23 protein-coding genes are annotated in these 25,738 nt (G+C 57.4%); 12 read left to right on the forward strand and 11 right to left on the reverse strand.

The genetic code is table 11. The features are described from left to right. Nucleotides 1–46: 46 nt before the first annotated feature. Nucleotides 47–1,669, forward strand: a complete 1,623-nt coding sequence (locus K0I63_RS19425; protein ID WP_220082093.1) for a ZIP family metal transporter — start codon at nt 47–49, stop codon at nt 1,667–1,669. A gap of 62 nt (nt 1,670–1,731) precedes the next feature. Further along, the gene (locus K0I63_RS19430) at nt 1,732–2,538 is read left to right on the forward strand and encodes an NRDE family protein (protein WP_220082094.1); all 807 of its coding nucleotides are present in this window, start codon (nt 1,732–1,734) and stop codon (nt 2,536–2,538) included. On the opposite strand, the gene K0I63_RS19435 is transcribed toward K0I63_RS19430, so the two are convergent. After that, a complete protein-coding gene (locus K0I63_RS19435) occupies nt 2,535–2,957 on the reverse strand; it encodes a YybH family protein (RefSeq protein ID WP_220083505.1) in 423 nt (140 codons plus the stop codon). The genes K0I63_RS19430 and K0I63_RS19435 overlap by 4 nt on opposite strands. A gap of 108 nt (nt 2,958–3,065) precedes the next feature. On the opposite strand from K0I63_RS19435, the gene K0I63_RS19440 reads away from it, so the two are divergent. Continuing rightward, a complete protein-coding gene (locus K0I63_RS19440) occupies nt 3,066–3,617 on the forward strand; it encodes a lysophospholipid acyltransferase family protein (protein ID WP_220079461.1) in 552 nt (183 codons plus the stop codon). Nucleotides 3,618–3,692: 75 nt separating this feature from the next. Next, the gene (locus K0I63_RS19445; protein ID WP_220082095.1) at nt 3,693–4,316 is read left to right on the forward strand and encodes a LysE family translocator; all 624 of its coding nucleotides are present in this window, start codon (nt 3,693–3,695) and stop codon (nt 4,314–4,316) included. On the opposite strand, the gene K0I63_RS19450 is transcribed toward K0I63_RS19445, so the two are convergent. Further along, nucleotides 4,313–5,563 carry a mechanosensitive ion channel family protein gene (locus K0I63_RS19450; protein ID WP_220082096.1) on the reverse strand — a complete coding sequence of 417 codons (1,251 nt, stop codon included), beginning with the start codon at nt 5,561–5,563 and terminating at the stop codon, nt 4,313–4,315. The genes K0I63_RS19445 and K0I63_RS19450 overlap by 4 nt on opposite strands. A 183-nt stretch (nt 5,564–5,746) precedes the next feature. On the opposite strand from K0I63_RS19450, the gene K0I63_RS19455 reads away from it, so the two are divergent. Next, nucleotides 5,747–6,271, forward strand: a complete 525-nt coding sequence (locus K0I63_RS19455; protein WP_220082097.1) for a porin family protein — start codon at nt 5,747–5,749, stop codon at nt 6,269–6,271. Nucleotides 6,272–6,364: 93 nt separating this feature from the next. Next, nucleotides 6,365–7,039, forward strand: coding sequence for a DUF3157 family protein (locus K0I63_RS19460; RefSeq protein WP_220082098.1), 675 nt, complete (start codon nt 6,365–6,367; stop codon nt 7,037–7,039). Nucleotides 7,040–7,095: 56 nt separating this feature from the next. Here the strand turns inward: K0I63_RS19460 and K0I63_RS19465 are convergent, their stop codons facing one another. The 4 genes from K0I63_RS19465 to hutC form a co-directional block, all read right to left on the reverse strand. Then, complete coding sequence (locus K0I63_RS19465; protein ID WP_220082099.1) at nt 7,096–7,566, reverse strand: PaaI family thioesterase; 471 nt, start codon at nt 7,564–7,566, stop codon at nt 7,096–7,098. A gap of 150 nt (nt 7,567–7,716) precedes the next feature. After that, the gene (gene hutH, locus K0I63_RS19470) at nt 7,717–9,249 is read right to left on the reverse strand and encodes a histidine ammonia-lyase (RefSeq protein WP_220082100.1); all 1,533 of its coding nucleotides are present in this window, start codon (nt 9,247–9,249) and stop codon (nt 7,717–7,719) included. A gap of 27 nt (nt 9,250–9,276) precedes the next feature. Further along, nucleotides 9,277–10,947 (reverse strand): urocanate hydratase, encoded by a 1,671-nt coding sequence (gene hutU, locus K0I63_RS19475; RefSeq protein ID WP_220043732.1) that lies wholly within the window; start codon nt 10,945–10,947, stop codon nt 9,277–9,279. Between the two features lie 123 nt (nt 10,948–11,070). Then, on the reverse strand, nt 11,071–11,778 hold the full coding sequence (gene hutC / locus K0I63_RS19480; RefSeq protein WP_220082101.1) for a histidine utilization transcriptional repressor HutC: 708 nt from the start codon (nt 11,776–11,778) through the stop codon (nt 11,071–11,073). 184 nt (nt 11,779–11,962) lie between these two features. On the opposite strand from hutC, the gene hutI reads away from it, so the two are divergent. Beyond that, nucleotides 11,963–13,189: an imidazolonepropionase gene (gene hutI / locus K0I63_RS19485; RefSeq protein WP_220082102.1), complete on the forward strand. Its 1,227-nt coding sequence runs from the start codon at nt 11,963–11,965 to the stop codon at nt 13,187–13,189. A gap of 1,075 nt (nt 13,190–14,264) precedes the next feature. On the opposite strand, the gene K0I63_RS20030 is transcribed toward hutI, so the two are convergent. Next, nucleotides 14,265–14,489 carry a GDCCVxC domain-containing (seleno)protein gene (locus tag K0I63_RS20030; RefSeq protein WP_220059451.1) on the reverse strand — a complete coding sequence of 75 codons (225 nt, stop codon included), beginning with the start codon at nt 14,487–14,489 and terminating at the stop codon, nt 14,265–14,267. A 313-nt stretch (nt 14,490–14,802) separates the two neighbouring features. Between K0I63_RS20030 and K0I63_RS19490 the strand changes: the two genes are divergently transcribed. After that, nucleotides 14,803–15,879: a hypothetical protein gene (locus K0I63_RS19490; protein ID WP_220082103.1), complete on the forward strand. Its 1,077-nt coding sequence runs from the start codon at nt 14,803–14,805 to the stop codon at nt 15,877–15,879. A 31-nt stretch (nt 15,880–15,910) separates the two neighbouring features. On the opposite strand, the gene K0I63_RS19495 is transcribed toward K0I63_RS19490, so the two are convergent. Further along, nucleotides 15,911–16,441 (reverse strand): helix-turn-helix transcriptional regulator, encoded by a 531-nt coding sequence (locus K0I63_RS19495; protein ID WP_144204127.1) that lies wholly within the window; start codon nt 16,439–16,441, stop codon nt 15,911–15,913. A gap of 236 nt (nt 16,442–16,677) precedes the next feature. Here K0I63_RS19495 and K0I63_RS19500 point away from each other — a divergent pair, with 236 nt between their 5' ends. Genes K0I63_RS19500 through K0I63_RS19515 form a run of 4 tightly spaced genes read left to right on the forward strand, consistent with a single transcriptional unit; the run spans nt 16,678 to nt 22,304 of the window. Beyond that, nucleotides 16,678–17,910: a TolC family protein gene (locus K0I63_RS19500; RefSeq protein WP_220082104.1), complete on the forward strand. Its 1,233-nt coding sequence runs from the start codon at nt 16,678–16,680 to the stop codon at nt 17,908–17,910. Next, complete coding sequence (locus K0I63_RS19505; RefSeq protein WP_220082105.1) at nt 17,907–18,947, forward strand: efflux RND transporter periplasmic adaptor subunit; 1,041 nt, start codon at nt 17,907–17,909, stop codon at nt 18,945–18,947. The genes K0I63_RS19500 and K0I63_RS19505 overlap by 4 nt, the downstream gene beginning before the upstream one ends. Nucleotide 18,948: 1 nt before the next feature. Beyond that, nucleotides 18,949–22,002 (forward strand): efflux RND transporter permease subunit, encoded by a 3,054-nt coding sequence (locus K0I63_RS19510; protein WP_220082106.1) that lies wholly within the window; start codon nt 18,949–18,951, stop codon nt 22,000–22,002. Continuing rightward, nucleotides 21,999–22,304: a DUF3240 family protein gene (locus K0I63_RS19515; RefSeq protein WP_220082107.1), complete on the forward strand. Its 306-nt coding sequence runs from the start codon at nt 21,999–22,001 to the stop codon at nt 22,302–22,304. The genes K0I63_RS19510 and K0I63_RS19515 overlap by 4 nt, the downstream gene beginning before the upstream one ends. A gap of 56 nt (nt 22,305–22,360) precedes the next feature. On the opposite strand, the gene K0I63_RS19520 is transcribed toward K0I63_RS19515, so the two are convergent. The 3 genes from K0I63_RS19520 to K0I63_RS19530 form a co-directional block, all read right to left on the reverse strand. Beyond that, nucleotides 22,361–23,308, reverse strand: a complete 948-nt coding sequence (locus K0I63_RS19520; protein WP_011867562.1) for a PDC sensor domain-containing protein — start codon at nt 23,306–23,308, stop codon at nt 22,361–22,363. A 272-nt stretch (nt 23,309–23,580) separates the two neighbouring features. Continuing rightward, the gene (locus tag K0I63_RS19525) at nt 23,581–24,732 is read right to left on the reverse strand and encodes an alpha/beta hydrolase-fold protein (RefSeq protein ID WP_220082108.1); all 1,152 of its coding nucleotides are present in this window, start codon (nt 24,730–24,732) and stop codon (nt 23,581–23,583) included. A gap of 43 nt (nt 24,733–24,775) precedes the next feature. After that, complete coding sequence (locus K0I63_RS19530; protein ID WP_220082109.1) at nt 24,776–25,582, reverse strand: tetratricopeptide repeat protein; 807 nt, start codon at nt 25,580–25,582, stop codon at nt 24,776–24,778. Between the last annotated feature and the right edge of the window lie 156 nt (nt 25,583–25,738).

Below are 25,738 nucleotides of genomic sequence, written 5' to 3' on the forward strand. Positions count from 1 at the left end.
GACTGATATACTAGCTGGCTTTCTAGGCTCCCTTGTTAACACTTATATGTACTATCTCGTCGCCAGTTGTATTGCACTCCTGTTAGGCCCACTCTTCTATCGTTTCTTTACGACGGGGACAGGTCTGCAAAAAGGCTTGGATGGTTTCATCTTCGTGTCCCTTGGCGGCCTGGTGCTGATCCATATCCTGCCCGAGTTATTGGAACACGGTGGCTTTCTCTCCCTGCTGTTTGTTGTCGTCGGCCTCTGGGGCCCGACCCTGAGCGAGCGCCTGTTTCACCGCTACTCAGAGGTCACCCATAACCTGACCCTGACACTCGGCATAGGCGGACTCCTGCTACATACCCTCACCGACGGCGGCGCCATGGTGCTGGCCCAGCAGGACGGTAACTCCAGCCTGTTGGCTCTTGGCGTGATTCTGCATCGTCTGCCTGTGGGGCTAGCGATCTGGTGGCTGCTCAAGCCTCAGGTCGGTAGTCGCTGGGCATCCATAGTATTGGGCGGCATGATGCTGTTAACAGGCGTGGGCTATTTCGCCGGCGAGCAGCTGCTGGCGCAGCTAAGCCTGGACAACACCGTCTATCTACAGGCCTTCGTCACCGGCTCGATTCTGCACGTGGTGCTGCATCAGCCCCATGGCCACACCATAGACGACAAGCAGGGTAAGTATGAATATCAGGCCGGCATAGGCAGCCTGTTGGGTATCGTGTTGCTGTTTGTGCTGCTGGCGTTCGACTCCGGCGGCCACGATCATCACGAACACAGCCACAGCAGCGATCAACTGCTGGATTGGCTGCTAACCCTGGCGCCAGTACTCCTGCTGAGTTATAGCCTGGCGGCGATGCGCTACCTGTTTGGCCTGTCGCCTCACCATGAACGCCTGAGCCAGCGCTGGCTGCAACGCCTGGCGGGGCCAGAGGCTCTGGTGATCACCCTGCTGCTGCTTGGGCCTAGCCTGGCATTTATCCAGCTGATCGGTCTGACATTGGTGGGGATCTTACTCACCATGACCCGAGTCGAACCCACAGATCCACATCATGGATTACCGGGGTCGGCCTGGCGCTTCGGCTTCGCCCACCTGGTGGATCGCAGCGCCCCCTGGATCATCCTCAGCCTGGTGCTGGCCAACCTCATCGGCCACCCGTCTGTGCCCCTCACATCGCCTCTGGTGCAGGTTGGCGTATTGCTCCTGCTGCTTCTGCCGATGCGTTTCTGTAATCTCGGCGGCGCGGTATTGGCGCTGGCGCTGGCCTACAGCGGCTGGACCATGGAAGCCGTGATGCTGGTGTTGCTGGCGGCACCCGTCTTCAACCTGGCGCAGCTGAAATTGATGGACTGGACCCAACGTCTGACGCTCACAGGGGTGATCGGCCTCTGTCTGCTGGGCACCCACTGGTTGATCCCTGAGTGGAGCCGGCTGCTCAGCCTGCCCGAGACGGTCAACCAGCTGAGCCTGGCACTGGTCGCCATGCTGTTTGCCGCCAGCCTGCTACGACTGGGGCCGCGAAAGTTTATAGCCCGCATCATGTTGTGGAAGCCTAAGGCTCATGATCACAGCCATGCGCATTCGAATAGTCATAACCACAGCCATGAGCCTGCTAGCGGTCATGAACACAAGCACAGCCATGAGCACAAGCACACACATCATCATGAGCATGGCCAGCACTAGGGGATAGCTTTTCTCGCCGCAGGGGGCTAAGTTAGAGACAAACGCCCCCTCTGGAGCCATCCATGTGTATTCTCTTCGTCGCCCTCGAGGTACATCCCCAGTATCCACTGATCCTCTGTGCCAATCGGGACGAGTTTCATCACAGACCCACAGAGCCGGCCCACTTTTGGCCCCCTGACAATCGGCTGCTGGCGGGCAAAGATCTCGAAGCCGGTGGCAGCTGGCTCGGGGTGAATCGCCAGGGCGAGATCGCTGCACTCACCAACATTCGCGCCCCAGAGCTGCACGAGGCCAATCGTCACAGCCGGGGCGATCTGGTGATCAAGGCGCTGACCCAGTCCCAGACCATGACTACGGGCTGGCTCAGGGAGCACAGCCAACACTACAACCCCTTCAACCTGCTGTTCGGCAAGGAGTTAGAACTCTACTGCTATCACAGCGTCAGCAAGACGGTGAAGCGGCTGTCACCTGGCTTTCATGCCATCAGCAACGGCGCCCTCGACGATATCTGGCCCAAGATGGCCAAGGGGACACAGGCCCTGGAGTGGGAGATCACCCAAAGTGACGAGATAGATATTCAGGCCCTGCTGACCATAATGACGGACGAGCGTCAGGCGCCCGATGCGGATCTGCCGCAAACTGGCGTGGCTCTGGAGTGGGAGCGGCTACTCTCCTCCATCTATATCAAGCATCCGGAATATGGCACCCGCTCGACCTCCATCCTGCTGCGAGACAGGCAGGGCAGATGTGAGTTTGTCGAGGTCAGGTACGATGGTAAGGGGAGAAACCTGGGCAGGCAGGTGTTTAAGTTTGAGACCGACCCCGAACAAGGGGCCGCCACGGATAGCGAATCGCCGGAATTAGCCTAATCCGACGAGTGATCGTGCGTGATCACCCACTTGTCATCTATCTTCTCCACCAGCAGGGTAAATACCCCGTTGGGCTTGTCTTTCACCCGAGTCAGCTGCCAGCGGCCCACGACGATGGCGGCATAGTTGCTCAGCATCTTGGTCTCTTCTATGGTGAACTTGAGCTGCCCCAGGGTCGCCTTATCGGGGTAGTTCTTCTTGTAGGCCGCCAGCGTCTCTGCCCAGCCATAGCGGAATTTATTGCCCGAGACGAAACGCATCTTGTCACTCTGCCAGTAGCCTTGCATATAGGCATCCAGATCGCCGCGATTCCAGGCCGCCTCCTGATCCCGCAGGATATTGGCGATATCGTCCGTCGGTACCGCCTGCACAGGGAGTCCCAGCAGCAGGAGCAGTAAAATCCATCCTTTTTTACGCATCATCCTCTCCAGAGGGAAATATTAGTTGTATTATATAATAAATGTTCACTAAGGCATTATCTTATCTATAAAAATGCCTCGTTAGACCGATTCAGTAGAGCCCAATTTATGTTTCAATCTTTGTGTAAAGCTATCCTCAAACTCAGCGGCTGGACTATAGACGGTCGACTCCCCGAGGCGCCTCAATATATCGCCATCGTCGGCCCCCACACCAGCAACTGGGACTTCATCGTCGGCGTATTGGCCAGGGGCGCCCTAGGGCAGAAGATCCACTTCCTCGGCAAACATCAGCTGTTTATTCCTCCCTGGGGCTGGCTGTTCCGCGCCATAGGTGGCACACCGGTGGATCGCCGCAAAAACAACAACCTGGTAGACGCCGCGGCGCAACTGTTTCAGCAAGACCCTAATTTCAAGCTGGCCCTGGCACCGGAAGGTACCCGCAGCCCGGTGAAACGCTGGAAGACAGGCTTCTACCATATTGCCACCAAGGCGCAGGTGCCCATAGTCACGGTAGCGCTGGATTTTGCCGGTAAGCGAGTGGTGATCCCCGAGGCGATAAGCGTCACCGGCGATATCGACAAGGAGATGGCGCAGATCCTCGACTTCTACCGCACCATCAAGGGCCGCCACGCCAAGGCCATCCCCGACTACCACGCCTAAGACAGCCTAACAGATTGCCAAATCGGGTCGCAATGGTTATAGTGCGGCCATCGGCATTTTGTATACAATTTTCAGATGAACTTAGATACCTGGCTACTCTACCTGGCGGCAATCCTGCTTATCGCCATCTCTCCCGGCACCATGGCGGTGCTGTCCATGAGTCATGGGATCCATTTCGGCAAGGTGCGCAGCCTGGCCACCGCACTGGGTAGCGTTAGCTCGGCCCTCTTGTTGATGTTTGCCTCTGCCGCCGGCCTGGGCGCGCTACTAAGCGCCACCGAGTATGGCTTTACCCTGCTCAAGTATTGCGGCGCGGCCTACCTTATCTATCTGGGGATCAAGCTGATACTGACCAAGGCCAGCGCACAGGGGCTGGATCTGCAACACATCAAGGGTAAGGGCACGCCTAAGCAGATGTTTAAAGAGGCCTTTCTGGTAGGGATAAGCAATCCAAAGGATCTACTCTTCTTCGGCGCCCTGTTTCCGCAGTTTATCGATATCACGGCGCCCCAGGGGCCACAGCTCGCCATACTGGCACTCACCTGGGCACTGGTGGATTTCAGCTTCGTGATGATCTATGCCAGCATGGCAAACGTGTTGGCCCCAAAACTCAGGGCCAGCAACCGCCTGCATTGGTTCGACCGCACCAGCGGCGGCGTATTTCTCACCCTGGCCGCCATACTCATCACCCGAGACTAACCCTTAAGGCTACGCACATCGGCGCCGGTCGGTGCCTGGAAGGCCCGCAGGTTAAACTGCGGCAGAATCGCGTAGATATGGTCGAAGATATCCGCCTGAATATCCTCGTAGAACGCCCAGCGGGTATCGTTGGTGAAGATATAGATCTCTATGGGTAACCCCTCTGTGGTCGGCGCCAGCTGACGCACCAGCAGTGTCATCTCCTGATGCACCTTAGGGTGCTTACGCATATATTCCAGCAGATAGGCCCTGAAGGTGCCGACATTGGTCAGGTTACGGCTGTTCACCGGCATATCACCATCTTGAATCTTGGCGTTGAACTCGGCGATCTCCGCCTCTTTGCGGGCCAGGTAATCCTTGAGCAGGTTGATCTTACCCAGGCGCTTAAGCTGTTCGTCGCTGAGAAAGGCGATGGAGTCGATGTCGATATTCACCGCCCGCTTGATGCGCCGACCGCCCGACTCTGACATGCCTCGCCAGTTCTTGAAGGCGTCAGACACCAAGGCGTAGGCAGGGATCATAGTGATTGTCTTGTCCCAGTTCTGCACCTTGACCGTGGTCAGCGAGACCTCCTCCACCGCACCGTCGGCGCCGTACTTATCCATCTGGATCCAGTCACCCGGGCTCACCATACGGTTGGCCGCCAGCTGAATTCCGGCCACGAACCCCAAGATAGTGTCTTTGAACACCAACATCACCAGACCCGTGGCGACACCCAAGCCGCTGAGGAAGTAGACCGGCGACTGCTCCGCCAGCACAGAGATAGAGATGATGATGGCGACGAAGAACATAAACAGCTTGAGCAGCTGTACGAAACTCTTGATCGGCAATCGGCGGCTGATCATGTTGACGTCGGCGATCTCGTTACCCGCGTCCAGCACGCTGTAGACGGCGCGCACGAAGAGGATCACTATCGCCACATCCAGCAGTCTGTCCGCCAGGCTGCTAAGCAGCGGATGCTCCACCAAGGCCAGCGGCAGCAAGATGTTGAGGATCAAGGCAGGTACCAACTTGGCCAGCTTCTCCAGCACCCTGTGCTGCATGAAGATGTCGTCCCAACGCACCTTAGAGCGCTGGATCACTATGTTCATTGTGCTCACCACGCCGCGTTTCACCAACACATAGCCGATGAAGGCGATCAACAGACAAGCAAAGACCATGACGCCGGTAGAGACCCCGTCCGAGGGGCTATCTATGCCGAAGTGGGTCAACCAGAGCGACACCTGTGCGCGTAATTCTTGATCCAAAATTCTCTCTCCTTGCAAATTCACTTGTTGTGGCAAATCAGATAATGAGCCTGCAACAAGGCCATTTCAGCACACCAACAAAAGCGATACAACTACCTATTTTAAAAGCTATTTTAGCCTATCTGATTGACTGTAATACAGAGATTCTCAACAATCCATTGTCCCGTGATGATGGAGAAAATTATGCTAAAGCCTCTACTCGGCGCCGTCTTGCTCGTCGGCGCCAGCCCCCTGTTGGCGGCAGACCAAACCCAGGGGCCAAGCCCCAAGACGGCCATCACCCTGGATTATATTCCGGCCGAGTCGGCGCTCTATGGTATCACCCTGGCACCCAGCCATTATGACAGGAATTATGCTAACTGGGGCTACTATCTGGGCTATGCCCAAAGTCAGAAACGGGACATAGAAGTGGAGGCTCCTAGCGAGGCCTATTCCCAGGATAAGCTGTGGCGGTTCGGCCTCAGCTACGGACTCACAGACAGCCTCAGCCTCTACGGCGGCGCCAGCGCCTACACTCATGAATACTCCTACACCAACAATATCTCGCCGCGCATCGTCGACGGTAAGCCCACTTGGGAGACGGAGCGGGAGACCCGCTGGGGCGGCGAGCTCGGCGTCCGCTATCGACTTGGCCGTCATCTGGTACTCGGTCTGGGATATGACTCGGCCAGCCAGTCGGCACTCTTCAGCCTGGGCTACAGCAACTAAAATCCGCTAATCGCGATCCAGGCATATAGGAATTTAGCGCGAGTTTGACTATGCTAGAGGCCACAGACAAACCGCTAAAACTGGTTAAATTCAATGTATAAAGCACTACAAAGCTGCGCCATCATGGCCCTCTTCCTCCTGATGGCTCCCGCCTTTGCAGCCGATAAGGCTGACGATGCCGTCGCGCTGATCACCCTGGAAAATGGCGCCACCGTCAGACTCAATGCCGACTTCACCTGGGAATATGTGTTCCTGACGCCCCAGACCTCTGCCACAACAGAAGGCCAGGCGATAGAAAGCCAAGGGACTGAGACAGCCCAGACACAAGCCGAGCAGGCCAGTCAGCCCATTGCCAAGGTGCAACCTGTGGTGATCGCCAGCGGCCCGGTCGTGGGCGGCGCCATGACGGCATCAGCCATGGATCACGCCAACCTGCTGCGTTCCACCGCCAAGGGTGGCGCCAAGGTGAGCTACCTCAAGAGCCAGTGGGACAGCAAGGGGCGCCTGGGGCTCAACTTCGAGCTCAGCAGCAACAGCGAAGAGAACTATGTGATCATCGAGATGGAGATCGGCCTGTATGCCGACTCGGGCGAGCTGATCAAGACAGAGACGGTCAACGTCTGGCAGGCAATCTTCCGCGTGCCCGAGACCTATCTGCGTATGGGACAGACCCGCGACAGCGAGACCTTCTGGATAGAAGGCGTCGACAAGGCCAGGTGGAGCAAGGAGCTGATGACGCTGAAGATTATCGACATGAGCTCGCGCTAACCCAGCGTCATTCAAACAGAATAAAACAGGCCCTAGTGGCCTGTTTTTTATCCTATCTATAAGGCCATGGTCTCAGGCATCTTGACCGCCACCATATGCCCACGGGCACACAGCTTACCGTCTGCCGACAGGGTAATCTCCACCACCACCTTGCGGGGCTTCACCTCTTTGATCTCACCGACAAGCTCCAGATCCACGCCCATGGGAGTCGGCGCCAGGTAGTCTATGTTGAGGGCGGCGGTGACAAATCTGGGCGGCTCATCCAGCTGCTCGCCCGCCTGTTCGAGCGCACGCTGGGCGGCGGCGCTGGCACTGCCGGTACCATGACAATCGATAAGCGAAGCGATAAGGCCGCCATAGACGAAGCCTGGGATCGCCGTATGAAAGGGCTTGGGCATGAAGTGGGCTATGGTCTGATCGCCACGCCAGTAACTCTTGAGCTGGTGCCCCTGCTCATTGTTGCGACCACAGCCATAGCAGTGGCTCAGGTCATCCGGGTAGGCATCCTGAAAAGCGATTCCCTGCATAGTAAACTCCTCGACAAATTGGCCTTCTACGCTATCGGGATAGCGTCCCCATGGCAACACAGACTTATGGACTAATACCGATCCAAGTTGGCCCTATACGCCATCCAATAAAAAAGGGCCCTAAGGCCCTTTTCGCTCACAGCATTTCCACTAGAGGCTAGGTAGCACGCCAGCCGGTAGATACTGGTTGTAGCTGGCGCTCAGCAGCAGGTCGGTAGCCGCCTCGATATCCGGACCGAAGAATCTGTCCTTATCATAGTAGGCCACCACCTCACGCAGCTCGGCCTTAGCCTTAGCCACGGCAGTCGCAGGCTCCAGCGGTGCGCGGAAATCCAGGCCCTGAGCCGCCGCCAGCAGTTCAACTGCCAGTACGCCACGGGTGTTTTCCGACATGTCGCGCAGACGACGGGCCGCGAAGGTCGCCATAGAGACGTGATCTTCCTGGTTGGCCGAGGTCGGCAAACTGTCGACCGAGGCTGGATGGGCGTAGGTCTTGTTCTCAGAGGCCAGGGCCGCCGCAGTCACCTGAGCGATCATGAAACCTGAGTTCACCCCGCCGTTCTCCACCAAGAATGGTGGCAGCTTAGAGAGGTTAGAGTCGATCAGCAGGGCGATACGACGCTCGGCGATGGAGCCCAGCTCGGCCAAAGCAATCGCCAGGTTATCCGCCGCCATAGCCACAGGCTCGGCGTGGAAGTTACCGCCCGAGATGATGTCGCCGGTATCCTGGAACACCAGTGGGTTATCGGTTACGCCGTTGGCTTCGGTGGCCAGCACCTCGGCAGCGTGACGGATCTGTGTCAGACAGGCACCCAGCACCTGTGGCTGACAACGTAGCGAGTAGGGATCCTGCACCTTCTCACAGTTGATGTGATCCAGGCTGATCTCCGACTCATCACCCAGCAGGTGACGGAACACGGCGGCCGAGTCGATCTGACCTTTCTGACCACGGGCCGCATGGATGCGTGGGTCGAATGGGCTACGGCTGCCCATGGCGGCCTCGACGCTCATGGCGCCTATCACTGAGCTGGCCGCAAACAGATCTTCGGCGTTAAACAGACCTTCCAGCGCCAGCGCAGTAGAAGCCTGAGTGCCGTTAAGCAGCGCCAGACCTTCCTTTGCCGCCAGTTCGATTGGCTTAAGGCCGGCGATCTCCAGGCCCTCGGCGGCCGAGATGATCTGCCCCTTGTAGCTCATCTCGCCTTCGCCCAGCAGCGGCAGGCACATATGTGACAGCGGCGCCAAGTCGCCCGAGGCACCTACCGAGCCCTTCTCGGGCACACATGGGTAGACTTCGGCGTTCACCAGGGCGATCAGGAAATTGATCACCTCGAGACGAATGCCAGAGAAACCACGGCTGAGGGAGTTGATCTTCAGCACCATCATCAGGCGCACTGTGGCGTCTTGCATATACTGGCCGGTACCGGCGGCGTGTGACAGCACGATAGAGCGCTGCAGCAGCTGCAGATCCTGCTCACCAATTTTAGTGTTGGCCAGCAGACCGAAACCTGTGTTGATGCCATAGACGGTGCGGCCTTCGTCAAGCACCTTCTGTACCAGACCGGCACTGGTGTTGATGTCGGCAACCGCGCTATCACACAGCTCCAGGCTCACCTTGCCACGGCTGATGGCTCTTAGCTGTGCCAGGCTCAGGGTGCCTGGCTTTAATACTAAATGACTCATTTTTACAACCTCTTGTTCTTATTGTTTTTATAGGTCGAGCATGGGCAGATCCAGGCCCTGCTCCTTGGCGCACTGCTTAGCGATCTCATAGCCCGCATCCGCATGACGCATCACGCCGGTGGCAGGGTCGTTCCACAGCACTCGGCCCAGACGCGCCTCGGCCTCATCGGTACCATCGGCAACGATCACCACACCCGAGTGTTGGCTGAAGCCCATGCCGACGCCGCCGCCGTGGTGTAGAGACACCCAGGTCGCGCCGCTTGCGGTGTTAAGCAGGGCGTTCATCAGCGGCCAATCCGATACCGCATCGCTGCCGTCCAGCATAGATTCGGTCTCGCGGTTAGGGCTGGCCACAGAGCCAGAATCCAGGTGGTCACGACCGATCACAATTGGCGCCGACAGCTCGCCGTTTTTCACCATCTCGTTGAAGGCCTTAGCCAGACGTGCCCTGTCTTTCAGGCCAACCCAGCAGATACGTGCCGGCAAGCCCTGGAAGGCGATGCGCTCACGCGCCATGTCCAACCAGTTGTGCAGGTGTGGGTTATCAGGGATCAGCTCCTTCACCTTGGCATCTGTCTTGTAGATATCTTCCGGATCGCCAGAGAGCGCCGCCCAACGGAAGGGACCTATGCCTTCGCAGAAGAGTGGACGCACATAGGCGGGCACGAAGCCTGGGAAGTCGAAGGCATTTTCTACGCCCTCTTCGAACGCCATCTGGCGAATGTTGTTACCATAGTCTGTGGTGGCCGCGCCTGCCGCCTGCAGGGCCAGCATGGCTTTCACCTGTACCGCCATCGACTGCTTGGCTGCCTTGACCACGGCCGCCTCATCTTTTTTGCGCATCTCGGCGGCGTGTTCCAGGGTCCAGCCCTGTGGCAGATAGCCGTTTAGTGGGTCGTGGGCCGAGGTCTGGTCGGTCACTACATCCGGGGTGATACCACGCTCTACCAGCTCGGCGAAGATGTCGGCGGCGTTGGCGAGCAGGCCAACAGACACAGGCTTGCCGCTCTTGTTGGCTTCGTCGATCATCGCCAGCGCCTCATCCAGGCTAGTGGCCTTCTTGTCCACATAACGGGTACGCAGACGGAAGTCGATGCGAGTCTCGTCCACCTCACAGGCCAGTACAGAGTAGCCCGCCATGGTGCCGGCCAGTGGCTGAGCGCCACCCATGCCACCCAGGCCGCCGGTGAGGATCCACTTGCCGCTGGCGTCGCCGCCAAAGTGTTGCTTGGCCATGGCCACGAAGGTCTCGTAGGTGCCCTGAACGATACCCTGAGAGCCGATGTAGATCCAAGAACCGGCAGTCATCTGGCCATACATGGCCAGGCCCTTCTTATCCAGCTCGTTGAAGTGTTCCCAATTGGCCCAGTGTGGCACCAGGTTAGAGTTGGCGATGATGACGCGCGGCGCGTTGCTGTGGGTCTTGAACACGCCCACAGGCTTGCCCGACTGTACCAGCAGGGTCTCATCTTCTTCTAGGCGCTGCAGCACCTCAACTATCTTGTCATAGCATTGCCAGTCACGGGCCGCACGGCCGATACCGCCGTAGACCACCAGGTCTTCCGGACGCTCGGCGACATCTGGGTGCAGGTTGTTCATCAGCATGCGCATCGGCGCCTCGGTGAGCCAGCTCTTACAGCTCAGCGTAGTGCCATGTGGCGCTATGATGCGACGGCTAGGGTCGTGTCTCTTATCCATTTTTGCTTACCTCAATTGTGCTGTCTTGATGACATTATTTTTATCTTTATTCAGTAACTGATTACCTGTTGCAGCCTAAGTGCTGCTAAGGGAAACAGGCCGTTCCCAAATGGGTTTATCGCCTTAACGATTAAAGGTCAGGTGTCCGCCGAGGCGGAAACGGCTGCCCGGATGTAGCAGTCGGGCGAAACTCACCACGCCCTGACGGGACCAGGTGCGACGCAGGATCTGCAGGCAAGGCTCGCTTTGGGTTATCTGTAATCGCTCACGCTGGATATCGTCGGCCACCACGGCCTCTATGGTGTGGCGGGCCTCGGTGAGCGGCGCCACGAAGGAGAGATATTCGTGGGGCGTCTGCAGGCTAAAATCCTGGGCCAGATAGTCGGGCACCAGCTGGGGGTTAACGAAACGCTCCTCCAACTGCAGCGGCGTCCCCTGCTCGCAGTGCACCAATACCGAGTAGAACACCTCGCTGCCCTCCTCGAGTCCCAGGGCGATGGCGATCTGCGCCGTGGCCTGGGTCTGGGTCAGTGCCAACTGCTTCACGCTGTAGCCATGACCCCTGTCCTTGATCTCGTCGGCGATGTTGCGGATCGCCATCATGGAGGATTGCGACTTAAGCCCGGCCACGAAGGTGCCCAGCCCCTGGGAGCGCTCGAGCACGCCGGACTCGGTCAGCTCGGTCAGGGCGCGCCGCGCCGTCATGCGGCTACAGGTAAACAGCTCGGCCAGCTGGTTCTCCGACGGCACGCGGCTATGCTGCTGCCACTCGCCGGACTCCACCTTGGTCAAGATAAACTGTTTGATCTCTGCAAACTTGGGCGTCGCCATCTCTGCTCCTCTGTGGGCGACCCGGGTGATGATTACTTCCCAGGCATCGCCGCAAACTCGATTACACTTTTCAAATGCTGAAAATTACCGCTATAATCCTAGCTTGTATATACAAGTAAACACAAGCTAGCTCACATAAATTTATTGCCGCCACCGTTAGGGCGCGCCAGTCGAGGGAAACATCATGTCTTGGGATCAGGTTTGGATTGACGTCAACATCGCTACTATGGACCCTGAAATTTCAGCGCCTTACGGTGCGATCACCGATGCCGCCATCGCCGTCAAGGAAGGCAAGATCGCCTGGATGGGTCCCCGTAGCGAGCTCCCCGAGTTCGATGTCTTGTCAACGCCGGTTTACAGAGGCAAGGGCGGCTGGCTTACCCCGGGCCTTATCGATGCCCACACCCACCTGGTGTTCGCCGGTAACCGCGCCAACGAGTTTGAGCTGCGCCTGCAAGGTGCCAGCTATGAAGAGATCGCCCGCGCCGGCGGCGGCATCATCAGCACAGTCAAGGCCTGCCGCGAGGCCAGCGAGGCCGAGCTGTTCGAACTGGGACGCCAACGCCTCAACGCCCTCGCCAAAGAAGGGGTGACCACGGTCGAGATAAAATCTGGCTACGGCCTGGACACAGAGACTGAGCTCAAGCTCCTTAGGGTCGCCCGCGAACTGGGCAAGCATCATCATGTGGACGTGAAGACCACCTTCCTCGGCGCCCATGCCATTCCGCCCGAGTACAAGGACGACAGCGACGCCTATGTAGACCTGGTGATCGACGAGATGCTGCCCGCGGTAATTAACGAAAACCTGGCCGATGCCGTGGATGTCTTCTGTGAAAACATCGCCTTCAGCCTGGAGCAGACAGAGCGGGTACTGAGCGCCGCCAAAGCGGCCGGACTGGATATCAAGCTGCACGCCGAGCAGCTCTCTAATCTGGGCGGTTCGGCTATGGCGGCGAATCTCGGCGCCAAGTCGGTAGACCATATCGAATACCTGGACGAGGCTGGCGTGAAGGCGCTGAGCGAGAGCGGCACCTGTGCCACCCTGCTCCCCGGCGCCTTCTACTTCCTGCGGGAAACCCAGATGCCGCCTATCGACCTGCTACGTCAATACGGTGTACCCATGGTGCTGGCCAGCGACTATAACCCTGGCTCTTCGCCGCTCTGCTCCAGCCTGCTGATGCTCAACATGGGCTGCACCCTGTTCCGCCTCACCCCAGAGGAAGCCCTAGCGGGCATGACACGCAACGCCGCCAAGGCATTAGGCGTCGAGGCCACCGTCGGCATACTCAAACCTGGCATGCAGGCCGACTTCTGCCTGTGGGATATCACCACCCCAGCGGCGCTGGCCTACAGCTATGGAGTGGATGCGTGTAAGGAAGTGGTGAAAAACGGAAAGTTGGTTCATCAGTAAAGATGTTAGGCCGCCTGAGCGATGAGGCGTACTCATCGTTTGGAGTGGCCAGCAGATCAATGACGTTTGTGTAGATTCAAGTTCACCATGACGTCTTGGTGATCAATTGCCTGCCGCAGGCTTATGTGCAGACACGGCATCGACACGCTGTAAATATGTCCCTATACGCTCCACGAAAACATCCCTGTTTTCGAGGGTCTCTTCCGTATCTACACCGAGTCTTTCATCTCTTCGATTTGGCTTAATGGGTGAAAAACAGGGGTAAACTCACTCATATTTAAGTGGTTTCATGAGAGCCAGCTAGAAAGAATTCGACTTTACCGCAACTTTTACAAGCAAACATATCCAGGCTTTCTTTGTTCACAAAGAACTCAGCTAGGTTTCCCAATACGCCCCAGCGAACTCCTTCATGAAACTCTTTGGTACCGATAAAGGTCAAAGACGTATTACAACGTAAGCAATCCAATGACGTGTTAACCTTTGTTATCGTCTTTCCTCTCTCACAACTACAATTCCAACAAACTTCAAAATCGTCATCGTCGATCTCTGTCATACAATTTTGGCAAGTCCAAGCCATACATACTCCTTAATTACTTACGCTATTCCTGTGAGTTTCCACTCTCAGTAAAAGTTTTCATCTTAGTCTACATAGGGTTGGGCCAAAAATGAAAATAACTGATGTCATGTCTCTACCCAGCAAAAATATTAAATCTTCTCAATTATTATCAATAGGTTAAAAAATAAAGTTAATCGAGGAAACGTTGGATAAGGTGTGTAGGTATGTCTGAGGGTATCGAAAACAGGGATGTTTTCGTTAAGCGGCCAGGGATGGCTTTACAGCGTCCCGAAGACGTACCTGCACATAAGGTCGTTCCATCGCATCCATGCGATCACGACATTTCTAAATCCCTAAACCGCACCCGCGGCAGGCGATTAACAGCAATTATGGTAAGATATACAATCACCTATATAAATGACAACTCAGCGCAAAGTTAATAATTTGCTCTTTACCTCACAGGCTCAGTTCCAAACCGTTATTAAAGAGAGCCCGCGCTAATCCCCACCATTCTGGGTCTCAAGAAGACCTACCCTGACAACACCCGCCAAGTTGTATTGGCGGACACTTCACCGTACCGTAGGAGCAGAAGACACAGCAGTCGCCGGGGAGGGGTTTAAGAATCTCGTGGCAGCCCTGGCATTCGTAGAAGAATTGGCAGGCGTCCTGGGGCATGGTCTCCACACGCTTGTGACCACAGTGGGGACAGGTGATCTCGGATTCGAGTTGGATTGGGTTCGCCATAAAAACCTCACACAAGGATCATCACCTCAAGTTACGCCGATTAGGCGCAAATAAACAGCGCCGGGCTCACATTGCAGTAAGCAAGAATCTCGACTATTACCTAGCCAAAAACCGCGCGAAACACCAATGGTGGAACAAGATAGTTTCTCAAGCCGTGTAAAGCATTGTGACTCCGCACTGAACCAAGTGTAACCCCCGATGTACTTGGCTTTGCACATATTTCGCAAGCGGCACAGCCTCTGGCCATAGAGATAACCACTATACCTAAAAGATCTCCCCTCGCTTGATCAAGCCTGATCGATTAGGAGTCGCTATGAACAGCCACACATTCTCCCGCGCCTATCCCCTGTTAATTGCCAGCCTGCTCGCCGCCGGGCTCACCTTCAGCCCAAGCAGTCAGGCCGACTTGCTATCTGACATCTGGGATAAGCTCAAGACCACGGCAACGGACGCCGCCGACGCCGCAGAGGATGCAGGCAAGACAGTTACCAACACGGTAGATATTCAGGGTAAGGTGCTGATCCTGCAGCAGGCACAGCAGAGCTTTAACGGCTACACCCAGCAGATGTTCGACATGATCGAGAATGCCGGCAGTGAAGGCCGCATGGTGATCCAGCAGGAATTTGAGGGGCTGGCTGCCTTCGGTGGCGCCAGCTGCGCCGGGGGTAGCGAGTGCTACCGCTTTAAAAACGATCTTATCGCCTTCGTGAGCGATCTGGAATCCACAGGTAACCTGCTGTTTAACATGCAAGACAGCAGCCTGCTCGGCAACATCTACCACTTCGACCCCATGATCAGCCTGATCGATGCCATGCCGGGCTACTCCCTCTATCCCCTATACCGCGCCTTCACGGTCGACGGCGGCGCCTTCCAGTCGGGATTCTTCGATGTGTTCCACGAGATGACGACTCATCTGGAAACCCTGAGGCGGGGGCTCGGCCCCAATACCAATACAGCCGTCAACAGCAATATCAATAATCTGGTGGGAGACAGCTGCCAGTTTATCAACCAAAATCCTGCCGAGTTTGAACAGGCCGCCTTCTTTGTCACCGCCGGAGCGGGCTCCATCAAGCTGTTTGGTCAGCTGCTCAAGGCGCTGGGCACCACTAAGATAGAGCCTGTGGCTCAGGTGCACGGCTATGTGGGCGGCACCATAAAGAACAACCCGCTGAAGAAGTTCGGTGAGCTGCTAAACGGCATCTCTTCGGCGGCGCTGACGGCCGCTAATTATGGTCATAACAAGCTGAGGTACTGCCAGACCCATGCGATTCAGCAGGCGATCATCGCCAACCAGCAGGAGGTGCTCAGCAATCAGGTACAGCTGCTCGAACGTCTGGAGCGCATGGAGAACAGCCTGCCGGCGGGTTGGGCCAGGAAGGGCGGCGAATAACGCTCGGCCTGAGGGCGCTTACCAATAGAGACTAGGCCGCCTCGTTGCTGGCTAGCTCCTGGTTGTGATCTTGAATGAAGTCTTCCATAAACCAGGCGCAGAAGGTGTGGCGGCCATCCACCTCGGCCTTACCATAGATGGTGGAGGCCTGCTGGCGCACCGTCTTCTCCTTGGTCTGGCGCACCTCGGCGATCTCCTTAAAGCTGAGCCCCTTGAGGATCAAAAACGCCACCTGCTGCTCGCTCTTGGTGAAGCCCCAGGTATCGAACTGGCTGGCCACCGCCTGGCTATACTCCTGGCGCGCGGCGCGCATCTGAGTCGATAGGTTATCTATCTGCTTGTCGGCCTGGGCGAGCCTGTGGGCCAGTGCCTTGACCTGCCGGGAGCGGCGCATTAAATCGCGGCTCAGGTAGAGGGTAGCGATCACGGTCAGCAACACCAAGACACTCTCCTGGGCGATATGCCAAGCGGGGATCTCCAGCTGCACATCGGCGACGATATCCACCAGCTTAAACAACATGATAAGCACCAAGAGGGCGATGATAACCAGATCCTTTTTCATGGATATTCCTACTCCTATCACGGCCTGCCCACACTCAATTACGCGCCAGACAGCCAAAATCCACAGGCAAATCTACAGCCAAATTCCGATAATACAAAAAAGCTAAGCAACATAAAATCAATAACTTAACTTATGGTACATATGTACCATAGGCCGCTTTATGATACATCTCCCTCAAGACAGGGGCGGCACAATCACTAGACTGACGGCACACTTTAATACCACAGAAATCGCTTATGTCCGTCGTTAAGTCTTGTATCAAGATATGTCTGTTGACCGCATTAAGTAGCAGTAGTTTCTTTGGCTATGCGGCCTCGACACATCAACTCCACCACCTACTGAAGATCAGTAAGTCCAGGCTCCCCAATGCCAGCACCCAGGCGCCCGTCATCGAGGATGAACGCGCCCAGCAACTGAGCAGCTCAAGCTGGTTGATGGGGCTCCCCAGCATCAGCCTGAGCCATCTGGGCAGCCTGGACAATGGTAACAGCTACGAGCAGGAGGTGTCGCTCAATTTGCCATTAAAGTCCCCCGGCGCCTACGACAGCGACAGCCAGATCAAGCAGTTGTCCCAGGCCATCGGCAGCCAGCAGCAGGCGCTGCAGAATCTCTACCTCTCCGGCCTTATCCGTCAGAGCATCTGGGACTATCGTCTCGCCACGGTCAAGTTGGCCCAGCTGGAGCGCAAACGTAAGCTGCTGAATAAGCTGCATCAACAACAGAAGCGCCTCACCGACGTGGGCGAGCTGCCTGTGGCTAATCTGCTGCTACTCGAGCGCGAGCAGGTGGATATTGACCTGCAGCAGATCCAGCTCAAACAGCAACAGGCCGAGGCGGTCTCGCTGTTTTACCGTCTCACCGGCCAGCAGCTGCCACCTGAATCCATCGATGATGAGCCAAGCACCGAGCTGTGGCAGGTGTCAGAGTTCGACAACCAGCTGGCCCAGCACCCCCTGTGGCAGCTGCAGCGACTACAGCAGCAACAGGCGCGTCTGCTGATCGAGCGTCAGCAGGCGGGCACACAAGATCCCTGGACCCTCTCACTCACCGCCAAGCGCACCGCCGACGACCAGCTCGACGACAATCAGCTGGGGCTGGGGATCACTGTCCCCCTCGGGGTCAGCTCTGCCCTGTCCCAGAGCGACCTCGCCAGCTGGCAACAGACCAATCAGGAACAGTTACTGCAAAGCGATCGCACCTATCTACAACTCAAGACCCAGGCGGAGAAGCTGACCAAGCAACAAGAGACCCTCGGCCAGCAGCAGCGACTGCTCAAGCAGGGGCTCTCCCTGAGCCGCACCATCACCGAAGAGCTGGCCAAGGTGAAAGACCAGAACCAGGTGAGCTATGAGATCTGGCTGCGCCGCTACATGGATGCACTGGATACCGAATCGCGTCTGGCGCTCAACCGGGTCAGCCAACAACAACTTCATTCCCAGCAACTACAAGCCTTAGGAATCTCATTATGACGGCCAAGTATGGCGCCAGCCTCCTCTGTTTATCCGCGTTTCTCTCCGCCAACCTTATGCATCCCGCTCAGGCCGAGCCATTAAGCTTAGAGACCCTAGGCAAGCTTGCCTTAAGCTATGTGCAGCCACAGAAGGTGGCCAGCTATGAGGGCAGCGCCCTGCCCGCCCAGGTCGCCCGCCTACCCGGCAACGATTACTGGGTCAGCACGCCGGAAAATATCCAGCAGGTCACCTTCCTGGTCGGCCAAGGCCAGCCCGTCACCCAGGGACAGGCCATCGCCAGGCTGACCGGCCCAGAGGTGTTCCACTTCCTGGCACAGGTCGAGGCGGCCAGCAGCCTGTATCAACTGGCGAAGCAGCGCTACGATCGTAACCGCCCGCTGCTGAAGAACGGCAGCATAAGCGCCGATAAGTGGCGCGAGATCAGCCAGGACTATTTTGCCAGCCACCTCGAATATGAGCATATGCAGCATTTCATGGCCATGGTGCTCGCCAAGGATGAGGCCAGCGAGTCGCTGACCATAGGCGCGCCCGTGGCCGGTATCGTCAAACTCAATCAGCTAGACACCCCCTACCACGCCGGCACTCAGCTCTTCTCTCTGGTGCCCAGCGATGCCATTCGCGTCCGGGTCAATGTGCCCATGAGCCAGTCGGCCTCGCTGTCGGCGATCAACATCAATGCCTGTCATCTCACCATAGATGCCCAGTCGGCCATCGCCGACGGCGCCTTTATCAACGCCTGGTCTGAGTCGGTTCCTCAAGGCTGTAACTTGTTGCTGGGACAGCAGATCACTGTGATACCTGAGTATCAAAAGGCCGTCTACCTGCTGCCCAAGCACAGCGTCTTCAGCTGGGAACAGGAGAGTCAGGTATTTACCCAACAGGCGAGCCAGCTCGAGGCGGTCACCATAGAAATTTTGGGGTCGACGCCGGAGCAGTACATAGTCGCCAGCGACCTGGATCTGAGCCAGATGCAGGTGTTGTCGCAGTCGGTGGCGGCGGTGAAAGGGATCATGCTCGGCCTAGGGGGCGAATAAGATGCTGACCTCGGTAATACGCTTCTCCCTCACCCAGCGCCTGTTTGTGCTGATCGTCGCCGCCATTTTGATGGCCGCCGGCGGCAAGGCCTGGCTGGCGATCCCCTTAGATGCCTTTCCCGATATCTCGCCTACCCAGGTGAAGATCATCCTCAAGGCGCCGGGCATGACGCCCGAAGAGATAGAGGCGCAGATCACTGTGCCCATAGAGACAGAGCTGCTGGGGATCCCCAATCAGGCGATCCTACGCTCGACCACCAAGTACGCCATCAGTGACATCACGCTGGATTTCGCCGAAGGCACCGACATCTACTGGGCGAGACAGCAGGTGAGCGAACGCCTGGCCGCCGTGTGGGACAGCTTCCCCGAAGGGGTCTCCGGCGGTGTCGCCCCCATGAGCACTCCCTTGAGCGAGATCTTCATGTTCTCCCTGGAAAACCCCAACCTGTCGCTGATGGAACGCAGGCAGCTACTGGAGTGGGAGGTGCGTCCCTTGCTGCGCACTGTGCCCGGGGTGGCCGACGTTAACATTCTCGGCGGCTATGCCAAGAGCTTCAGCATCAATCCCAATCCGGCGGCCATGGCGGCGGCCGGCATAGGCTTTGCGGATCTGCAGCAGGCGATCAAGGACAACAACCACAACGAGGGCGCAGGTAAGCTCACCATAGGCACAGACACCATTATCGTGCGCGCCGAGGGCCGCATCGACGACATCGACGAGCTGGGACAACTCGTGGTGAAGGCCGACGATGCCAAGGTCTATCGCCTTAAGGATCTGGCCGAGATCCAGATAGGTCATCTGGCGCGCTACGGCGCGGTCACCAAGGATGGCGAGGAGACCGCCGAGGCACTGATCATCGCCCTGAAAGACACTAATACGGCTCAAGTGGTCGACGGCATTAAGCAGAAGCTGGCGCAGATCCAGACCAGCCTGCCAGAGGGCAGCGTGATCAACACCTTCTACGATCGCGCCAACCTGATCAACACCGCCATAGACACCATCTCCAGCGCCCTGTTCGAGGCGGTGCTACTGGTGATCGTGCTGTTGGCACTGTTTCTGGGTAATGTGCGCGCCGCCTTGGTGGTGTCCCTGTCGCTACCGCTGGCGGCCCTAATGACCTTCCTGCTGATGGATCTGTTCGACCTGTCGGCCAACCTGATGAGCCTAGGCGGTCTGGTGATCGCCATCGGTATGTTGGTGGACTCCTCTGTGGTGGTGGTCGAAAACATGGTGAATCAGATCGCCTCCAAGCAGCGACTGCCGCGCCTGCACCTGATCTTCCGCGCCACCAAGGATGTCGCCATCCCTGTGGTCTCGGGTACCATCATCGTCATAATAGTCTTCTCGCCCCTGCTGAGTCTCACCGGCCTGGAGGGCAAGCTGTTTACCCCGGTGGCGGTCACCATAGTGTTCGCCATGCTCTCCTCCCTGGTGCTGGCGCTCACCGTGATCCCTGTGATCGCCTCCTATCTGGTGAACGAGAAGGCGGCCCAGGAGCCAAGGGCGATAGAGAAGCTCAAGGCCGCCTACCTTGGCAGCCTGAAGCGCACCTTCGAGGCAAAGAAAGGCTTTATGCTGATCGCCTTCAGCCTGCTGATCGTCAGCCTGGGGCTGTTTAGCCTAGTGGGCAAGACCTTCATGCCCACCCTGGATGAGGGCGATATCATTCTGCAGCTGGAGAAGTCGCCCTCTATCTCGCTGGAGGCCTCCATCGCCATCGACAAACAGATACAGCAAACCCTGCTGAGCAAGGTGCCAGAGATCAAACAGATGGTCGCCCGCACCGGCGCCGACGAGATAGGCCTGGATCCCATGGGGCTGAACGAGACGGACGTATTTCTCGAGCTGGCCCCGCGCAGCGAGTGGCGCTTCGACACCAAGGCCGAGCTGATCGAGGCGATTCGCGGCGAGCTGCTGCAATACGCCGGGGTTAACTTCAACTTCACCCAGCCGATCCAGATGCGGGTCTCCGAGATGCTGACCGGCAGCATAGGCGATGTGGCTATCAAGGTGTTCGGCACAGATATCGACACCCTGGGCACACTGACCGGCGAGATCCAGCAACTGGTGAGCGCCACGGCCGGCAGCGTGGATGTGAAGATGTCGCTGATTGAGGGCAGCCCCTTCATCAACCTCACCCTGGATAACGAGCTGGCGAGAGGCTTCGGCATGAGCACCATGGAGTTTGCCCGCTACCTCAAGAGCCAACTCGAAGGGGTGGCGGTGACCGAGGTGCTGCAGGGCAAGAAGCGCACCCCAGTACTGATCGCCAGCGGCGAGGGTCAACTTGGTAGCATCAACGAGCTCAAGCAACAGCTGCTGGTGATGCCGGATCACTCCCTCAGGCGCCTGACCGATGTGGCCAAGCTCAGCTATAAGGAAGGCCCGATACTGATCGAGCGGGAACAGGGGGATCGCTTCTCGGTGATCACCACCAACGTCGAGGGACGGGATATCGTCGGCTTCGTCGAAGAGCTTAACGCCAAGATAGGCGAGCAGATCAAGCTTCCGGCCGGCTACAGCGTCAGCTTCGGCGGCGAGTTTGAAAACCAGCAGCGCGCCACCAACAACCTGCTGCTGGTGATCCCCATCGCCATGGCGCTGATCACCCTGATCCTCTTCACCACCTTCGGCTCCCTCTCCAAGGCTGGGCTGATCCTGGCCAACGTGCCCTTCGCCATGATGGGCGGCATCGTCAGCCTCTACCTGTCGGGGGAATACCTGTCGGTCCCCGCGTCTGTGGGCTTCATCGCCCTCCTGGGGGTGGCCGTGCTCAATTGCGTGGTGATGGTCAGCTACTATGAACAGACCCGTCACCTGTTTAGCGACCTCTTGACCCGGGTGGAACAGGGCGCCATGCGCCGCCTGCGCCCTATCCTGATGACGGCCACCACCGCCATGTTCGGCCTGATGCCGCTGGTATTCGCCACAGGCCCTGGTGCCGAGATACAGAAACCCCTGGCCATAGTGGTGATAGGCGGCCTGCTGACCTCCACCATCACCACCCTCTACCTGTTGCCTATCCTCTACTACTGGCTGGAGAAACGCCGATGAGCAGTGAACAACTACTGGTGCTGATCGCCCAAAACGATATCAAAGACGACATAGTCGATACCCTGATCGAGCTGGATTTTCTCTCCGGCTTCAGCCTGGGCAATATCTGCGGCTTCAGCCGTGAGCACAGCCACTTCAACATCAAGGAGCAGGTGGAGGGCTATCGGGAGTTCTGTAAATTCGAGATCATGCACCCCGGCAGCCAGCAGCAGGCCCTGCTCGCCGTGCTCGCCAGGGTGTGCCAACACAACCCCTGTCGCTACTGGATCATGCCGATCCAGCAGACAGGAACCCTCTGTTAACTTTGGATAACGCCTTAGGTCTGTACTCTTTAGCCTATGACTTAAGAGCCAAGGGCCTAAGGCTTACCATTGCCCTGTTTGAGCAGCAATTCGGCCTTGGCGCCGAGAAACACATAGATCCCCAGCCCCACCAGCAGGCCGACGACGGCGAACATCATGCCGATGGCGGGCTGCACATACTTCATCTCTCCCAGAGAGGCCTTAAACATGGTTAGCAGGGCCTCGATGGAGATGGCGATCAAGATAGTGGAGATGAAGCGGGTGATGGTGCGCCGGGTAGAGCTGTGACGAAAGATATCCTTGTGCATCAACACCTCCTCTTCGAGGATCGTCTTACCCAGATCGAACACCGCCAGGGCCAGGGTGATGAAGATGATGATGCTAAAGGGCTTGATGGAGCCGCTAGGTACAACTCCCTCGGCGAGCAAGGCGGCGATGTCCACGGTCGCCATGCTGATCAGCACCAGCACCATGATAAACAGCCCGACCACCAGCGCAGTATAGACCCCCTTGAACAGGGGCGTCGCCCGCCGTCTGGCCCGATCGCCCATCATAAACTCGATCAACTGAGTCAGATTGATATCCACCACGATAAAGCCCCGCCCCGAGTCGTCTTCGATGCGATAGGAGGCCGACAGGCAGAGCTGGCCGCTGGCGTTAGAGAGATAGGGAGTGGTGATCTTGAGCAACTGCGTCTCCTGCGCCTTGGAGAAGTAGGGCCTGTGGCTGCGGCTCAGGTTGCGCCCCACGGGAATCGCCTGCACCACACGATTGACTATGGCCACGTTGTCGCTGATCTGCACCCCATCGCCGTCGAGCACATAGAGCAGCTCGATAAAGGGATAGCTGTTGGCGATCTCGGCCATGGCCCGCACCCGAAAGCCGGGGTCGGACAGCATCAGGGGATCGCTTATCCCCACAAGAATCGACTCCAGCAGCTCCTTCACCAGCTGCTCATGTTCATGGTACCGCTCGATCACGCTCAAGTAACTCATTGCCGCCATAGACTGCTCCCCTTAGATAACGGCTCTAAGCTTTGCAACTATGGCGCCAATCCCACTCGCGGACACAGAAACCCGGCTAAGACAGAGGAAAACGCCGCGCCACCGGGCGAAAACCTAGGCTGGGAGGAGGCTGATAAGGAGATGAATCGCCGGAGCTTGGGCGTGCAATTCGCTCTGACTGCGCCGAAACGCATAGGCATCTGCACCAAAAGAGGGCAGATGCCGGCGTATTTCAACACAGGTAAACGGCGAAGAGCCGTATGTAGAGTCAATTAGTGCCGCTGCGCCTCTAACGCCGCCAGGCTCTCGCTGTACTTACGGGTCCAGAAGGGATGGTCTGTCTTGGCCAGCGCCTGCTTCTGCTGGGCTATGGCTAAGTCATACATCTTCAGCTCGCCATAGGCTCTTGCCAGGGCATCATGGGCGGTGTGGGAGTCAGGATTGGCCTCCACCGCCGCCTGGTAAACTGCCAGCCCCTTGTCGCTATCCTTGGCAAACTCGGCGTCCGCCAGGGCGATCAGCGAATCGGTGGACGGCACGGGGAAGCCATACTTCTGCTGCGACAGGTAATTGTAATGCTCGAGGATCGCCTTCACGCCGCCCTTGGCGATCGCCGAGTCTGGCGAGAGCACCCTGTGGTAGTCGTCGAACAGCCACTCTATGCCGTAGGCGGTCGCCAGGATAGGCTGGGTCATATAGTAGGTGCCGTCGAAACGCTTCACCTTATAGTGCAGCGCCGGATGATTGGTCGTCTCGAGCAGCTCCTCCAAAGCGGCGAAATCCGCCAGCTGACGCTGCTCGAAATCGCTGTCGCTGGTGGTCAGCATCAGGTAGCGTGGCTTGCCCTTGAGCTTCTCCAGCTTATCGGCGGCCGACTTGATCACATAGGCAAAATCGTCACTCAGCACAGGGCTCGCCGCCAGGTAGGCGTTGAACAGCTCGGGGCGATTGAGCAAGGTGTAGAGCACCAGGCCGGCGTTGCCGGTAAAACCATTCATGATACGAAAGCCATTGGTGCGATACTTGGCGTCGATGGCGGGCAGCAGCGACTGCTCCATGAAGTCCAGCAGGGCGACGCTGCCTTCCTGCTCTATCGCCTGACTCTTCAACTTGCCCAGCACCTGGTCACCGTCGGGCGCGGTGACGATTATGGTCTCCAGCCAGGGCCAGTCGCCGTTATGGCTCATCCAGTCATGCATCCCCTCGAGATAGCCGCGGCTGCGGGGATGGAAGTCGAACAGTAGCACATAGCGCTTATCTAGGTTCTCGCCATAACTGGCGGGCAGGGTGACCTTGAAGGCCATGGGCTTGTCGACGCCCGGCGCCTTAACCATCAGCGTTTCAAGGTTGGTCGGCGCCGCCTGAACCAGGTTCAAGCCACTGCCGAGCAGTAAGATAACACCAGCAATCCATTTATTTATCACGTGTATTCCTTGTTATTGTTAAGTGATAGGGCGACCTGAGCCGTTACCAGGTGGACATGAGAAAATCGCGAATACGCTCTCTGTCTTCCTGAGTATTACAGGAGATCATCTCGCCACAGGTACGACCCCGCAGCGAGGTGCCCGTACTGCTGATGCCATCGGGCACACGAGCACGCAAAGTGGCGATATGGTAGGAAAAAACCTCTTCCAGACTAGGGGCATGCACCTCGATCACCTCCATCTCATCTGTCGGAGCGGCCTGACTCTTGGGCGTAACCGGCGCCACCTTAGCCTGGCGCTTGACCTCGAGGGCCACCTCACTAACTTCGGCCAGCAGGTTAAGTGTCGGCTCATGACCCGCCTCATAGGCCTTGGTCAGGTAGTCCTTGGCCTTCACCTTGTCCTTCTCCACCAGCTCGCCTTCTACGTAGAGCATTCCCAACAGGTGAGCCGCCTCGTTAAGATCGGCGCGGTTGGCGTCTCGCAGGTAGCGCATCGCCTTGTCGATATCCTGATTCTCACCCTCCTGTAGATAGAGGATGGCCGCCTTGTACTGAGCAAAAGGGTTGCCTAACTTGGCGGCGCGGCGATACCACTTAGTGGATAAGCGCATATCGCTCTCTGTGCCATAGCCCAGACGGTACATCTCGGCCAGGGTGTACATAGCATCGGAATGGCCATAACGGGCCAGCGTCTTGTATTCCTTGAAATGATCGACGCATTCGCCACGCTCACAGCTCTCCAGCTGAATCGGCAGCGACTTTACGCTGATCTTGGCCGCAAGTGGCAGGCAGTAGCTACCAGTAATCAAGACTAAGCAGCTAATAAATTTGAGGTATTTAACAGTCATTCGCCCTTCCTTGTTTCCCTTTCCATGTTTTACGCCCCAAGCGAATGAGTATGATATTTAAGCAAAAGCAAGTCAAACCTCCACCCGAAAACGCCAGACCTGTTTCCCCTTGTGATCCGCTGCGCCTTCGCTCGTCTTTGGGCGATAATTCACTAG

The organism is Shewanella rhizosphaerae (assembly GCF_019457655.1).
Lineage (GTDB): Bacteria > Pseudomonadota > Gammaproteobacteria > Enterobacterales > Shewanellaceae > Shewanella > Shewanella loihica.

Bases quoted from the DNA above. Each gene is read 5' to 3' on its own strand.
- K0I63_RS19425 (WP_220082093.1), top strand. From the start codon at position 47: ATGTACTATCTCGTCGCCAGTTGTATTGCACTCCTGTTAGGCCCACTC.
- K0I63_RS19430 (WP_220082094.1), top strand. From the start codon at position 1,732: ATGTGTATTCTCTTCGTCGCCCTCGAGGTACATCCCCAGTATCCACTG.
- K0I63_RS19435 (WP_220083505.1), bottom strand. From the start codon at position 2,957: ATGCGTAAAAAAGGATGGATTTTACTGCTCCTGCTGCTGGGACTCCCT.
- K0I63_RS19440 (WP_220079461.1), top strand. From the start codon at position 3,066: ATGTTTCAATCTTTGTGTAAAGCTATCCTCAAACTCAGCGGCTGGACT.
- K0I63_RS19445 (WP_220082095.1), top strand. From the start codon at position 3,693: ATGAACTTAGATACCTGGCTACTCTACCTGGCGGCAATCCTGCTTATC.
- K0I63_RS19455 (WP_220082097.1), top strand. From the start codon at position 5,747: ATGCTAAAGCCTCTACTCGGCGCCGTCTTGCTCGTCGGCGCCAGCCCC.
- K0I63_RS19460 (WP_220082098.1), top strand. From the start codon at position 6,365: ATGTATAAAGCACTACAAAGCTGCGCCATCATGGCCCTCTTCCTCCTG.
- K0I63_RS19465 (WP_220082099.1), bottom strand. From the start codon at position 7,566: ATGCAGGGAATCGCTTTTCAGGATGCCTACCCGGATGACCTGAGCCAC.
- hutH (WP_220082100.1), bottom strand. From the start codon at position 9,249: ATGAGTCATTTAGTATTAAAGCCAGGCACCCTGAGCCTGGCACAGCTA.
- hutU (WP_220043732.1), bottom strand. From the start codon at position 10,947: ATGGATAAGAGACACGACCCTAGCCGTCGCATCATAGCGCCACATGGC.
- hutC (WP_220082101.1), bottom strand. From the start codon at position 11,778: ATGGCGACGCCCAAGTTTGCAGAGATCAAACAGTTTATCTTGACCAAG.
- hutI (WP_220082102.1), top strand. From the start codon at position 11,963: ATGTCTTGGGATCAGGTTTGGATTGACGTCAACATCGCTACTATGGAC.
- K0I63_RS20030 (WP_220059451.1), bottom strand. From the start codon at position 14,489: ATGGCGAACCCAATCCAACTCGAATCCGAGATCACCTGTCCCCACTGT.
- K0I63_RS19490 (WP_220082103.1), top strand. From the start codon at position 14,803: ATGAACAGCCACACATTCTCCCGCGCCTATCCCCTGTTAATTGCCAGC.
- K0I63_RS19495 (WP_144204127.1), bottom strand. From the start codon at position 16,441: ATGAAAAAGGATCTGGTTATCATCGCCCTCTTGGTGCTTATCATGTTG.
- K0I63_RS19500 (WP_220082104.1), top strand. From the start codon at position 16,678: ATGTCCGTCGTTAAGTCTTGTATCAAGATATGTCTGTTGACCGCATTA.
- K0I63_RS19505 (WP_220082105.1), top strand. From the start codon at position 17,907: ATGACGGCCAAGTATGGCGCCAGCCTCCTCTGTTTATCCGCGTTTCTC.
- K0I63_RS19510 (WP_220082106.1), top strand. From the start codon at position 18,949: ATGCTGACCTCGGTAATACGCTTCTCCCTCACCCAGCGCCTGTTTGTG.
- K0I63_RS19515 (WP_220082107.1), top strand. From the start codon at position 21,999: ATGAGCAGTGAACAACTACTGGTGCTGATCGCCCAAAACGATATCAAA.
- K0I63_RS19520 (WP_011867562.1), bottom strand. From the start codon at position 23,308: ATGGCGGCAATGAGTTACTTGAGCGTGATCGAGCGGTACCATGAACAT.
- K0I63_RS19530 (WP_220082109.1), bottom strand. From the start codon at position 25,582: ATGACTGTTAAATACCTCAAATTTATTAGCTGCTTAGTCTTGATTACT.